Origin of the sequence: Marivivens sp. JLT3646, assembly GCF_001908835.1 — a bacterium.
GTDB classification, from domain to species: Bacteria; Pseudomonadota; Alphaproteobacteria; order Rhodobacterales; family Rhodobacteraceae; genus Marivivens; species Marivivens geojensis.
Genome location: NZ_CP018572.1, coordinates 826,896 through 840,429 on the forward strand (window position 1 = coordinate 826,896; position 13,534 = coordinate 840,429).

10 protein-coding genes and 2 tRNA genes are annotated in these 13,534 nt (G+C 56.9%); 4 read left to right on the plus strand and 8 right to left on the minus strand.

Going from position 1 to position 13,534, the window contains the following annotated elements; genetic code table 11:
• Positions 1–24: 24 nt before the first annotated feature.
• From hisH to BSK21_RS04195, 6 genes are all read right to left on the minus strand, one after another.
• On the minus strand, positions 25–666 hold the full coding sequence (gene hisH / locus BSK21_RS04170; protein WP_067549474.1) for an imidazole glycerol phosphate synthase subunit HisH: 642 nt from the start codon (positions 664–666) through the stop codon (positions 25–27).
• Positions 663–1,250, minus strand: coding sequence for an imidazoleglycerol-phosphate dehydratase HisB (hisB, locus tag BSK21_RS04175; RefSeq protein ID WP_067549471.1), 588 nt, complete (start codon positions 1,248–1,250; stop codon positions 663–665). The genes hisH and hisB overlap by 4 nt, the downstream gene beginning before the upstream one ends.
• Positions 1,251–1,354: 104 nt before the next feature.
• Positions 1,355–1,429: transfer RNA gene (locus BSK21_RS04180), tRNA-Gly, on the minus strand.
• 18 nt (positions 1,430–1,447) lie between these two features.
• A tRNA-Gly gene (locus BSK21_RS04185) sits at positions 1,448–1,522 on the minus strand.
• A gap of 127 nt (positions 1,523–1,649) precedes the next feature.
• Complete coding sequence (locus BSK21_RS04190; protein WP_067549468.1) at positions 1,650–5,096, minus strand: pyruvate carboxylase; 3,447 nt, start codon at positions 5,094–5,096, stop codon at positions 1,650–1,652.
• Positions 5,097–5,209: 113 nt separating this feature from the next.
• Positions 5,210–6,703, minus strand: a complete 1,494-nt coding sequence (locus tag BSK21_RS04195; RefSeq protein WP_067549465.1) for an MDR family MFS transporter — start codon at positions 6,701–6,703, stop codon at positions 5,210–5,212.
• A gap of 138 nt (positions 6,704–6,841) precedes the next feature.
• Between BSK21_RS04195 and BSK21_RS04200 the strand changes: the two genes are divergently transcribed.
• The 3 genes from BSK21_RS04200 (at position 6,842) to BSK21_RS04210 (ending at position 10,509) form a co-directional block, all read left to right on the plus strand.
• Entirely contained in the window at positions 6,842–7,396 is a 555-nt protein-coding gene (locus tag BSK21_RS04200) for a MarR family winged helix-turn-helix transcriptional regulator (protein WP_067549462.1), read from the plus strand.
• Positions 7,397–7,456: 60 nt separating this feature from the next.
• The gene (locus BSK21_RS04205) at positions 7,457–9,898 is read left to right on the plus strand and encodes an ATP-dependent helicase (RefSeq protein WP_067549459.1); all 2,442 of its coding nucleotides are present in this window, start codon (positions 7,457–7,459) and stop codon (positions 9,896–9,898) included.
• Between the two features lie 65 nt (positions 9,899–9,963).
• Positions 9,964–10,509, plus strand: a complete 546-nt coding sequence (locus tag BSK21_RS04210; protein ID WP_067549456.1) for a TetR/AcrR family transcriptional regulator — start codon at positions 9,964–9,966, stop codon at positions 10,507–10,509.
• Here BSK21_RS04210 and BSK21_RS04215 read toward each other — a convergent pair.
• The gene (locus tag BSK21_RS04215; RefSeq protein WP_067549453.1) at positions 10,506–11,108 is read right to left on the minus strand and encodes a LysE family translocator; all 603 of its coding nucleotides are present in this window, start codon (positions 11,106–11,108) and stop codon (positions 10,506–10,508) included. The two genes, BSK21_RS04210 and BSK21_RS04215, sit on opposite strands and share 4 nt — an antisense overlap.
• A 450-nt stretch (positions 11,109–11,558) precedes the next feature.
• Complete coding sequence (locus tag BSK21_RS04220; protein ID WP_067549451.1) at positions 11,559–11,765, minus strand: DUF1127 domain-containing protein; 207 nt, start codon at positions 11,763–11,765, stop codon at positions 11,559–11,561.
• 278 nt (positions 11,766–12,043) lie between these two features.
• On the opposite strand from BSK21_RS04220, the gene BSK21_RS04225 reads away from it, so the two are divergent.
• Positions 12,044–13,117, plus strand: a complete 1,074-nt coding sequence (locus BSK21_RS04225) for an Mrp/NBP35 family ATP-binding protein (RefSeq protein ID WP_067549735.1) — start codon at positions 12,044–12,046, stop codon at positions 13,115–13,117.
• Positions 13,118–13,534 lie beyond the last annotated feature (417 nt).

Consider the following 13,534-nt stretch of genomic DNA (forward strand, 5'->3'; position numbering starts at 1 on the left):
AAGGGCGCCGCGAGGCGCCCTTTTTTATGGCTTCCAGTTCAGGAAGTTCGCAATGAGCCGTAGCCCCGTTGCTTGCGACTTTTCTGGGTGGAACTGGGTTCCGACCACGTTGTCTCGGCCCACAATCGCGGTGATGTCTCCAGCGTAATCCACATGAGCGATCCTCTGGGCGGGGTCGCTGACTTTCATGTGGTAGGAGTGCACGAAATAAGCGTGGTCACCCGTTTTGATACCGTCCAGCACGGGGTGCGGGTTGTCGATCACCAGATCGTTCCAGCCCATATGTGGCACCTTTAGCGTCGCATCCGCTGGGGTGATCTTAACGATCTCGCCGCCGATCCAGTCGAACCCTGCGGTTTCTTCATATTCGTGACCGAGCGTGGCGAGCATTTGCATACCGACGCAGATGCCGAGGAACGGTTTGCCGTCCTTTTCCACCGCTTCGACGATGGCTTCAGCCAAACCGCCCATATCATTGAGCGCCTTGCGGCAGGCAGGGAACGCACCGTCACCCGGAAGGACGATACGATCCGCTTTGGCCACAACATCGGGTTCGGAGGTGACAACAACCGTGCCACGCCCCGCTTCATGCGCCATCCGCTCAAAGGCCTTGTGAGCCGAATGGAGGTTGCCGCTGTCGTAATCTACAAGCGCAATCAGGCTCATAGCGCGCCTTTGGTTGACGGGAGGCTGCCAGCCATGCGCGGATCGGCCTCAACAGCCATGCGCAGCGATTTTGCGACCGCCTTGAACGCGGATTCTGCGATGTGGTGACTGTTCACGCCGTGCACGAGGTCGATGTGCAAGGTGATGCCACCGTGCAACGCCAGCGCCTGAAAGAATTCGCGGACGAGTTCGGTGTCAAAGGCACCGATTTTCTGGGACGGGAAATCGCAGTTCCAGACCAGGAACGACCGACCCGACAGGTCGAGCGCGGCACGCACCTGAGTATCATCCATTGCCAGCGCAAAGTGGCCGTAGCGGTTGATGCCTTTTTTGTCGCCCAATGCCTGCACCAGTGCCTGACCGATGGCGATACCTGTGTCTTCGACGGTGTGGTGATCGTCGATGTGGTAGTCGCCTTTGGCGCGGATGGTCATGTCGATCAGAGAGTGACGCGACAACTGGTCGAGCATGTGGTCAAAGAACCCAACGCCAGTTTGGTTGTCATAGGTGCCTGTGCCGTCGAGGTTCAGTTCAACTTCGATCGACGTTTCGGCGGTTTTTCTCGAGATCTTTGCGGTGCGCATGGGGCCTCCGTTCGCTTACGAGGGCCTTATACGGCGGGGCAGGGGGTAGGCCAAGCACTGAAAAACAAAAGGACGCCCAAGGGCGTCCTGTTTGGTGGTCCATCTGGAGCGGGCGAGGCGATTCGAACGCCCGACCCTAACCTTGGCAAGGTTATGCTCTACCCCTGAGCTACGCCCGCTTCCGTTATGGACCGACTTGGAGCGGGCGAGGCGATTCGAACGCCCGACCCTAACCTTGGCAAGGTTATGCTCTACCCCTGAGCTACGCCCGCTTCCGTGTCAGTGGGCGTGAGATATGAAAAGGCGCGGGGGGCTGCAAGAGGAAAATGAAGGTCACCGCGAAATTTTTCCAACTTTTTCCGAAAACAGAACGGGCGCCCGAAGGCGCCCGTGGTTTTATTATTCGAACTCGATCAGAAGATCCTTGGCGTCGATCTGTCCGCCTGCGGTGACATGGACTGCTTTGACCACGGCATCGCGGTCGGCGTGAATCCCTGTCTCCATCTTCATCGCTTCGATTGTGAGCAGGAGGTCGCCCGCTTTGACCTCTTTGCCAGCTTGGGCCGCAATGGTCGCGACAACACCTGGCATAGGCGCACCGATGTGGTTCGGGTTGCCAGCCTCGGCTTTCGGGCGGCTTGCCTTCGTCGCTGTGACGGCACGGTTCGGAACACGGATGGTGCGTGGCTGACCGTTGATTTCAAAGAACACTTTCACTTCGGCGTTCTCATCCATGTCACCGACCGCCTGCAGACGGATTTCCAGCGTTTTGCCCGGATCGATTTCGGCGCTGATCTCTTCGCCTGCGTCCATGCCGTAGAAGAAGGTGCGTGTCGGCAGCGTGCGAACGGGGCCGTAGGTGCGGTGGCGACCCATGTAATCAAGGAAGACCTTGGGATACATCAGGTAGCCGTTGAGATCCTCATCATCGATCTTTTTGCCATCCAAGAGGGCCGTTAGCTCTGCCCGTTTTTCGTCGAGGTCAATCGGGGCTAGGTGTTTGCCCGGTCGATCTGTGATCGGTGTCTCGCCTTTGAGCACCTTGGTCTGGATCGCGGCAGGCCAGCCACCCGGAGGTTGGCCAAGGCTGCCTTTCATCATGTCAACGACCGAGTCGGGGAAGACAACATCGGTGGTCGGGTCCTGAACTTGATCTTTGGTCAGACCTTGGGACACCATCATGAGAGCCATATCGCCGACAACTTTGGACGATGGGGTCACTTTGACGATATCGCCGAACATCATGTTAACATCGGCATAGGCCTGTGCGACCTCGTGCCAACGGTCCTCTAGGCCGAGGCTGCGTGCCTGAGCTTTGAGGTTGGTGAACTGACCACCCGGCATTTCGTGCAGGTAGACTTCGGACGCTGGCGATTGGAGGCCAGATTCGAAGGCGGTGTACTGCGCGCGCACCTGTTCCCAGTAGTTGGACAGTTCACGGATCGACGCAATATCGAGGCCGGTGTCACGGTCAGAGCCTTTGAGCGCTTCAACGATGGAGCCCAAGGTCGGCTGCGATGTGCCGCCAGAGAAGGCGTCCATTGCCGCGTCCACAACGTCGACGCCCGCAGCCGACGCCGCCAGAACGGTCGCGATCGACGCGCCCGATGTGTCGTGGGTGTGGAAGTGGATCGGTAGACCGACCTCTTGTTTCAGGGCGGTGACGAGAGCGGTCGCGGCGGATGGTTTCAAGAGACCTGCCATGTCCTTGAGGCCAAGAACATGAGCGCCAGCGGCTTCGAGTTCTTTGGCCATACCGACGTAGTATTTCAGGTCATACTTCGAACGGTTCGGATCGAGGAGGTCGCCTGTGTAGCAAATCGTGCCTTCGCAGACCTTTTTCGCATCAATGACCGCGTCCATTGCAACGCGCATGTTTTCAACCCAGTTGAGGCTGTCAAACACACGGAACACGTCAACGCCTGAGGTCGCGGCCTGACGCACGAATTCTTGCACGACGTTGTCGGGGTAGTTCGTGTAGCCAACACCGTTCGATGCGCGCAGAAGCATCTGGGTCATGATGTTCGGCATTGCGGTGCGGATGTCGCGCAGGCGCTGCCATGGGCATTCCTGCAAGAAGCGGTAGGCCACGTCAAAGGTCGCACCACCCCAACATTCGACCGAGAAAAGACCGGACATGTTCTGTGCATAGGCAGGTGCGGCCTTGATCATGTCGATGGACCGCATACGAGTTGCCAGCAACGACTGGTGGCCGTCACGCATGGTCGTGTCGGTGATCAGAAGCTGCTTTTGCTGGTGCATCCAGTCCGCAATCGCCTCGGGGCCAAATTGGTCGAGGATTTGACGCGTGCCGCTCTGAACTTCGCCTTTGCCGGGTAGGACGGGGGGCTTGGGCGCTTTCAGTTCTGCATGGGGTTTCGGACGCCCTGCAGTTTCGGGGTGACCATTCACGGTGATGTCGGCGATATACGTCAAGATCTTGGTCGCACGGTCGCGGCGTTTATTGAACTGGAACAGCTCTGGCGTCGTGTCGATGAACTTTGTCGTGTATTCGTAGTTCAGGAACGTCGGGTGTTTCAGCAGGTTTATTACAAACTCGATGTTTGTGGACACACCGCGGATGCGGAATTCGCGGAGCGCACGGTCCATCCGCGCAATCGCCATCTCAGGGGTTGGTGCGCGTGCTGTAATTTTAGTTAAGAGCGAGTCGTAGTAACGGGTGATCACCGCACCTGAATAAGCAGTACCGCCGTCCAGACGGATACCCGGACCTGTTGCCGAACGGTAGGTTTGGATGCGGCCATAGTCGGGGATAAAGTTGTTCGACGGATCTTCGGTGGTGACGCGGCACTGGAGCGCGTGGCCGTCGAGTTGCACGTCATATTGCGAAGCGCAGCCCGTTGCATCGACGATGGATTTCCCTTCGGCGATCAGGATCTGCGCACGAACGATGTCGATGCCTGTAACCTCTTCGGTGACCGTGTGTTCCACCTGAACGCGGGGGTTTACTTCGATGAAATAAAACTCGCCCGAATCCATATCCATCAGGAATTCGACGGTGCCTGCGCATTCGTAATTCACGTGTTCGCAGATTTTCTTGCCCAAGTTACACAGGCGCTCGCGCTGCGTGGCGGACAGATATGGGGCAGGGGCGCGTTCAACGACTTTTTGGTTGCGGCGCTGAACCGAACAGTCACGTTCCCATAGGTGATAGATGTTGCCCTTTTTATCGCCAAGGATCTGCACCTCGACGTGGCGGGCCCGAAGAATCATCTTTTCCAGATAGCCTTCGCCGTTGCCGAACGCGGCCTCGGCTTCGCGACGACCTTCGCGGACTTTTTCCTCAAGCTCTGCTTCGTTCATGATCGGGCGCATGCCGCGACCGCCGCCGCCCCACGATGCCTTGAGCATCAGCGGGTAGCCAACTTCGGCGGCCTGAACACGGATGATATCCATGTTTTCGCCCAAAACTTCGGTTGCTGGAATGACGGGAACGCCAGCCTCCATCGCAACCTTACGGGCGCTGGCCTTATCGCCCAGCTCGCGCATGGTTTTCGCTTTGGGGCCGATAAAGGTGATGCCGTTGCGATCGCAGGCATCAACGAAATCGGGGTTTTCCGACAAAAGGCCGTAGCCGGGGTGGATGGCGTCCGCGCCGGACATTTTGGCGACGCGGATCATCTCATCGATAGACAGGTAGGCGGCAACAGGGCCTAGTCCCTCGCCAATGCGGTAGGCTTCGTCAGCCTTAAAACGGTGAAGGCCGAGTTTGTCTTCTTCGGCGTAGACCGCAACGGTCTTTTTCCCCATCTCGTTCGCGGCCCGCATAATGCGGATCGCGATTTCACCACGGTTGGCGATCAGAATCTTTTTGAACTCGGCCATAGTCGGGCACTCCTTTGCAGATGCAGCAAAGGTGTAGAAAGATTCTGCGGCTGCGTAAACAGCTTTTTTGACGATATGTTAGCGATAACATATCTCTTGCGTAAAATAATCGATTATTCTGACGCTGGGGCCTGTCGGTTGTGGAGAGGAATTTCCTTCATCAAGAGGGAGAGCGCGAAGGCGATCACACCCAATGAAGCCGCAATCCAAAAGATCGGATGGATGGCGTTCACAACGCTATCTGCGACCAAACCGCGTGCTTCCTCTGGCAAGCCGTGCAGCATTTGCGGGCCAATCTCGCCGTTGAATTCGACGGCAGTGCCAAGGCCGGCCGCCATACGTGGAGCAAAGAGGGCACCGAACGCAGCAACTGCGAGCGATCCGCCGACCTGACGGAACATTAGACCCGCCGCCGTTGCGGTGCCCAAGGTTTCACGCGGCACAGCGTTTTGCACGGCGGTGGTCAGAACGGGGAATGTTGTCCCCATGCCAAGGCCGAATGTGGCGAGCGACAGGCTGAAACGCAGAGTCGAGGTGTATTGATCGATGGTTGATAGGGCGATCATGCCGAGCACGATAAAGACCGCACCGATGATCGGCAGAATGCGGTATTTCCCTGTTTTGCCCATCCAGCGGCCCGATGTGGTCGAGCCGAGCAGGATACCAAAGGTCATTGGGATCAGCATGAGGCCCGATACGGTCGGGGAGACGCCCTTTGCGATTTGTAGGTAGATTGGCAGGAAGGTGACAGAGCCGAACATCGCTGCACCGATGATAAAGCTGATCGCCGAGGTCGTTGAAAACACGTTCAGTTTGAACAGTTTCAGCGGAAGGATCGGCTCTGCAGCGCGGGATTCAATGTAGACAAACGCGATGGTGCTGGTGAACGAGAGGGCGATCAGGCCGATAAAAGTCGGGCTGTTCCATGCGATTGTGTTGCCACCCAGCGATGTGGCCAGAGTCAGTGATGCCAGCGCAATCGAAAGGGTTGCAGCCCCCCACCAGTCGATAGAGTGCTTGACCCGACGACCTGTCGGTTTGAACGCCATCGCAAAGCCAGCGACCGCAGCGACGCCGAACGGGATGTTGATGTAGAAAATCCAGTGCCATGTGAAGGCTTCGACGAACCAACCACCAATGAGCGGCCCGATCACAGAGGACATAGAGAAGACGGCAGCGAAAATGCCTTGGACCTTTGCGCGGTCACGGGGCGGGATCACGTCACCGATAACAGAGAGGGCGAGTACGAAGAGACCGCCACCACCGAGTCCCTGAAGCGCACGGGCGAGGATCAGGAAGGTCATCGAATTGGCGAGGCCGCAGAGCGCGGAACCCAAGAGGAACAGGCCAACAGAGACAAATACCGTATTTCGACGTCCGTAGAGGTCACCGATCTTACCGTAGAGTGGCGCAACAACGGTCGAGGCCAGCATATAGGCCGTGACGACCCAGCTGAGGTGCTCCAACCCGCCAAGGTCGGCGACGATGGTCGGTAGGGCGGTCGACACGATGGTTTGGTCGAGTGCGGCCAGCAGCAAAAGCACCCCGATGGATGCAATAATTAGTCGTGTCGACCCCGTATGGGTCGGAGTGGGTGCAGCGGTCATTGGGGCTCCAGTTTTCTACGGGTGCGTTGCCCGTGATTTCCTCTTTATCTAGCGGAAATGAAATTTATGTGTCAATAGCACATAAATGTGCTTAGCATCTAATTGACTTGTGCGAATATGTGAGTAGACACGGACGCCATGACGAAGATGCCAAAGAAATTTCACGACAATGTGCCCGAACTTCTGGCTGACGCCGGTTTCGGGCCAGACATGATTGATGCCTTGTTGGAACTCGATGGAACGATGTTCCTTTGGCATCGGGCGTCGTCCAAAGGTGAAGTGCCTGCGAAAATTCTGGCGGAGTTGGGCTCAAGCGTCGAGGTTGGCCAGTTCTACGCCATGACAGCGATTTTCCGTATCCAAGAAGGCATCGGGCGCGATGGGGCAGAGCCTGCAACGATTGGTCTCCTCGCTGAGGAAATGAACATCGATCCCTCGCGTGCCAGCCGTGTGGCAAGCGACTTGATCGCCAAAGGTCTGGTGCGTCGTGAGGCGGCTCAAGATGATGGTCGAAAGTCGATCTTGGTCCTGACGGATGCGGCGGTTGCGCTGTTTCGGTCCTATAAGGAACTGAAATGGGCAAAGGTCATCGAGGTTTATCGGGACTGGAACGCAGATGATATCGCGACCTTTTCCCGACTCCTTGGGCGATATGTCGGCGATATGCGCCGTGTTTTGCATGGGCAAGACTAACTAGAACATAATGCGAACAGACGCTTTCCTCGCGTCCAGAGTTGCGCTATTTATCCTGCCATGAGCAGCTATTCCGATGATGACGCCTTTGAGGCGGCCGAAATGTCCTTGTCCCAGCGCGCTATGATGGCGTCGCGGCCCACGCCCTATCTGGATGATCTTAATCCAGCGCAGCGAGAGGCAGTCGAGGCATTAGATGGCCCCGTTTTGATGTTGGCTGGCGCCGGAACGGGCAAGACCAAGGCGCTGACCACGCGGATTGTTCACCTGCTCGCCACGGGCAAGGCGCGTCCCAATGAAATCCTTTCGGTGACGTTCACCAACAAAGCTGCGCGCGAGATGAAAGAGCGTGTTGGCCGTTTGTTGGGCGAAGCGGTCGAGGGCATGCCGTGGATGGGCACCTTCCACTCGGTCTGTGTCAAACTCTTGCGCCGTCACGCCGAACTGATCGGGATGGACGACCGCAACGCTCTGATCGAAGGGCGCCCTTCGCTGCACCTGAAATCGAATTTTACGATCCTCGATACTGACGATCAGATCCGCCTGCTCAAGCAGTTGATCGAGGCGAATAACATCGACGCCAAACGCTGGCCGCCACGGATGCTGGCGGGAATCATTGATAGCTGGAAAAACCGTGCATGGACGCCCGACAAGGTTCCGACCCGCGAGGCCGCTGCCTTTGATGGCAAGGCGATTGACCTCTACGATCAGTACCAGCGTCGTTTGCTAGAGCTGAACGCCGTCGATTTCGGTGACCTCCTGTTGCACATGGTCACGATTTTCCAGACCCATCAGGACGTGCTGGATCAATACCAACGCTGGTTCCGCTATGTGATGGTGGACGAATATCAGGACACCAACGTCGCCCAGTATCTTTGGTTGCGCCTCCTTGCCGGTGGTCACAAAAACATCTGCTGCGTGGGTGATGACGACCAGTCGATCTATGGCTGGCGCGGGGCCGAGGTTGGCAACATCCTCAAGTTCGAAAAGGATTTCCCCGGGGCCAAGGTCGTTCGGCTGGAGCAAAACTACCGCTCTACTCCGCATATCCTTGCCGCCGCATCTGGGGTGATTGCAGGCAACAAGGGGCGTTTGGGTAAAACGCTCTGGACCGACCGAGAAGAAGGCGAGCGTGTCCGTCTGATCGGACATTGGGATGGCGAAGAAGAGGCCCGTTGGATCGGCGAAGAGATTGAGGCGATGCAGCGCGGGACTCGCGGAATGGCCCCGCGTTCGCTCGACGATATGTCGATCCTCGTGCGGGCATCGCATCAGATGCGCGCGTTTGAGGACCGTTTCCTGACCATCGGCCTGCCGTATCGCGTCATCGGTGGCCCCCGTTTCTACGAGCGTTTGGAAATCCGCGATGCGATGGCCTATTTCCGTCTCGCCGTTTCGCAGGATGACGACCTCGCGTTCGAGCGGATTGTGAACACACCGAAACGTGGTCTGGGTGACAAGGCGATCCAAACAATTCAGCGCATGGCGCGGGATAACGGCGTGAACCTTGTTGAGGGCGCGCGGCTTTGTGTCGACACTGGCGCGATCAAAGGCAAGGGCGGCGCGGCGTTGGGCCAGTTGGTTCAGGGGCTCGATCGTTGGTATCAGCAGTTACGGGACGAGGCGGATACCCACATCGAAGTGGCTGAGATGATCCTCGACGAATCTGGCTACACCACAATGTGGATGAACGACAAAACGCCAGAGGCGCCGGGGCGGCTAGAGAACCTTAAGGAATTGGTCAAAGCGCTCGAGAATTTTGATAACCTTCAAGGGTTTCTCGAACATATCGCGCTGATCATGGACAACGATTCCGAGGATGCTGAGGAAAAGGTCAGCATCATGACGCTGCACGCAGCAAAAGGGTTGGAATTCCCTGCCGTGTTCCTTCCAGGGTGGGAGGATGGCCTGTTTCCGTCTCAGCGCAGCATGGATGAAAGCGGGCTGAAGGGGTTGGAAGAGGAGCGCCGTCTTGCTTATGTCGGCATCACCCGTGCCGAAGAGGTCTGCACGATTTCCTTTGCCGCGAACCGTCGGGTCTATGGTCAGTGGCAGAGCCAGCTTCCTAGCCGTTTCATCGACGAATTGCCTGTTGATCACGTGGAAATTCTGACGCCTCCGGGGCTTTATGGTGGGGGCTATGGCGCCGCTGGCATGTCGTCGAGCGCGTCGCCTGCCTATGCGATGAAAGCCGCATCAACCATAGAGGAACGCGTCGGTAAGGCCGACGTTTACAACTCTCCCGGTTGGAAGCGGATGCAATCCCGCAGTCAAAACCGTGGCATGGCTCAGCCGTCCGAGGTGCGTGGGTTGACCATCGATGCGACCGCTGTGTCGTCCTTCACCATTGGCGATCGCGTGTTCCATCAGAAATTCGGATATGGCGAAGTGATGGAGATTGAGGGCGATAAGCTGGATATCGAATTCGATAAGGCGGGTTCAAAGAAGGTCGTGGCGAAATTTATCGTCTCTGCGGCGCAGGCAAACGACGTTCCATTTTAGGGTTTCGCCTTTAACGTGCATCGCGTAGCTTGCTCGGAAACCCGAGTGAGTTAAGGGGTACGAGTATGGCTTTGGCAGCCGAACGGGCAGACTACGCATTACAAAAGGCGATGGAACAGTTTTGGGCCGTCGGTATTGAGGCGACCCCTTATCCAGAGTTGGTCAAGGTCACAGGGCTGAGCCGAAAGGCGCTCTATCAGCAGTGGCCCGACAAAACGCGGTTGGTGCATGACACCTTGGATCGCTACTGTAAATCCGTACTCATTGATCAATGTGAGATATTCAAAACACCTGGTCCAGCGGCAGTGACACGGTTTTGGGATGCTCTGGAGGATTCGGTTGTTCCTGATTGGCAGGGGTGTTTTCTGCTTCGCTCGGCAGCGGGCGAGTTGCGCCATGATGAAAAGGCGCGGCAGATGTATACGGAACACCTATCCACCATTCAGCGCGGGATCATGATGTCATTGAAGGGGCACCACAAGGACCCAGCGGGTGCTGCGTGGCAGGCGGTCGGGGTGATGACTTTGGTCACGGCGCTGGCGGGGCAGGGCATGCCTTTGGCCATGCTCAAGCCCGTTTTTGCGGCAGGTCGTGCGGCAACTGCGTTTTAGTGACCGCGAATAATCGGGATAAGGGTCAACACCAATAGAACGGCCATGGTGATGTTAAACGCCCGCAGTCGACCATGATTGTTCAGGAAACGCCGCGCCTGTTGGCCCAATGCGTTCCAGAAAAAGATCGAAGGCAGGTTGGTGCACATGAACGTGAGAGCCACCAGCAGAACTTGAGCGAACGAATGGTCTGAAGTGTAGGCGCTGATCGCGGTCAGGGCCATGAACCAGCCTTTGGGATTGACCCATTGAAACGCTGCGGCCTGTAGGAATGTCAGTGGTTTGCCTTCTGCCTCTGGTTCGTCTGGCGATTTGGGCGCAGCATTCGCGATCTTCCACGACAGATAGATCAGATAGGCGACCGAGCCCCATTTCATCATGACCAGCATGATCGGAAAGGTGTCAAACACCTGCACCAGCCCTGCGCCCAGTACAACGATCATAAAGGAATGGCCCAAGCCCACGCCCAGAATATGCGGGATCGAACGGCGAATGCCAAAGTTGGCCCCTGAGGCCATCAACATCATGTTGTTCGGCCCTGGCGTGATGGAGCTGACAAAGGCAAAGCCGATCAGGGCGAGGATCAATTCGTAAGTCATGTCTCGTGCTGTGACAAATGTCTCAGGGCGCTGCAATCGAAATCGTGAGGGCTAGAAAAGCGAACGGCGGCACCCGGGAGGAGGAGGGGTGCCGCCGTGCTATTCGGCGAACGCTCAGGGAGGAGGAGAGAGCATTCGCTTGGCGAAGCGTCCGGTCAGGGAGGAGGAGAGACCATCTGCTTCTATGCGAAACCTTCAGGGAGGAGGAGAGAAGGTCCCGTATCTGAATTTGGTGCGGCGGGATCAGGGAGGAGGAGAGATCCCGCCGCTATTTCACGGACCTTCAGGGAGGAGGAGGAGGGCCCGTAAACTCTATTCTTTTGCGGCAGCCCCCTAGGGAGGAGGAGAAGGGGGCCGCCGCTTTAGTCACGATCCGCTCAGGGAGGAGGAGAGAGCAGATCGTTGTCGATGGTCCCAGGGAGGAGGAGAGGGACCGTCGTATTCTATATCTTAGGCGCCGTAGGCAGCTTCGATTGCGATGCTTTTGATCATCGAGCGGGAGATGCCCAGATCAGCAAGTTCGCGGCCAGACAGCTGCGACAGTTCGTTGATTGTCGCGCGGTATACTTTGTATTTGGCGAAGCGGTCAGCGAGGGTTGCGAAGAAGCCGCCGAAAGCGGGAGTGAAACCAGTGCGGACGTCGTTTGCGTAAGCCATCTTATTCTCTTTTCATCGTGTCCCGCATCGGGCGGGGCTGTTTCATCTTTCGGCGTGTTGTAGTTCGCCGTGGCATCTTGCTGCCGTTGGACCTAATTTGGCGCTAATGCTGCGAATGCACAATTGGGACTTTCGTCAATGCCGCCATGCAGCAAATGCATATGAAGTGCTGACCTATTTCACATAGTCGTTACATTGCAGGGGAATTGGGTTGTGATTTGCCTATTCCGTGACATGTTTTGCCGCTGAATTGGGCAGAGTTTGAACAGGAGGGTCTGGTGACCTTAGGGAAAGATACGGTTCTTGAGATATTGAACGGCATTGCGCTGCCCGCAGGTGGGACGCTGGTGTCCAAAGACCTTGTTCGGGCCTTGACGGTCGAGGGTGGGCAGATTCGCTTTGTGCTTGAGGCGCCCACGCCAGACGAAGCACGTGCGTTGGAGCCCGTTCGTCTGGCGGCGGTCGAGGCCTTGCGCGCTGTCGAAGGTGTTACGGATGTGCAAGCGGTGATTACAGCGCATGGACCATCGAAACCCGCGCAGCCTGCGCCGAGCCTCAAGGTCGGTCGTCACCCGACGCCCCAAGCTGGCCCACAGGGTGTGCCTGGTGTTAAGCGGATCATCGCCATCGGATCGGGTAAGGGCGGCGTTGGGAAATCCACCGTGTCGAGCAACCTCGCCGTTGCTTTGGCGAAAGCTGGTAAAAAGGTCGGTCTACTAGATGCAGATATATATGGTCCCAGCCAGCCGCGGATGATGGGCATCACGGGGCGGCCATCGTCGCCTGATGGCGAACATATAGAGCCGCTTCACGCGCACGGCGTTACAGTCATGTCCATTGGCCTGCTCGTTGATCCGGACAAGGCGGTGATCTGGCGCGGCCCGATGCTGATGGGTGCGTTGCAGCAGATGCTCGGTCAGGTGAACTGGGGCGAGCTGGATGTGTTGCTGATCGACCTGCCACCGGGGACGGGCGATATTCAACTCTCGCTTTGCCAAAAGACCCACATGACAGGCGCTATTGTTGTGTCGACCCCGCAGGACGTGGCGCTGATTGATGCGCGTAAGGCGATTGATATGTTCAATACCCTCAAGACGCCGATCTTGGGTCTGATTGAAAACATGTCCACCTTTCATTGCCCGAATTGCGGACATGAAGCGCATATCTTTGGGCATGGTGGGGTGGCTGCTGCGTCCCTAGAGCTATCGGTTCCTTTCTTGGGATCGCTGCCGATCGACCTTGATACCCGACTGGCGGGTGATGCGGGGACACCTGTTGCCGCTGGTGGGGGCGCGATGGCCGATGCCTATGCAAGTCTCGCCTCGAAGTTGATCGAGGGCGGTCTGGTATAATTTCATTTTTCGAACCTTTTGGTTCTCAGGGCCGTTCGGTTGTTCACCGGACGGCCCTTTGTGTTGCAGATATGGAATCCTATGGAACTGATCTGGGACCCAATTTGAATCTGGCTTGCGGTTGCACTCAATCCGAATCACTGCGGCGTGATTTTCAGTGAATTTCAGGAACGTATGTGGAACATTTTCGCCCCAGATGATCATGAATGGGAGACGATGGAATTTTTTGTGAATCCCATGGAACTTGTGGAGCAAGGTTTTTGAAATCTATATGTTGTGCTTTTGTTTATCACTTGTGCCACAAACTGCGTCACCTCACGGTCGTGTGACTCCTTGGTTATCATTGGTATTGCCCAGCTATCCCCATTAAGTTCCATGAGGTTCCAGAAAGTTGTTGCCAGACTCCGTCCCAATCGG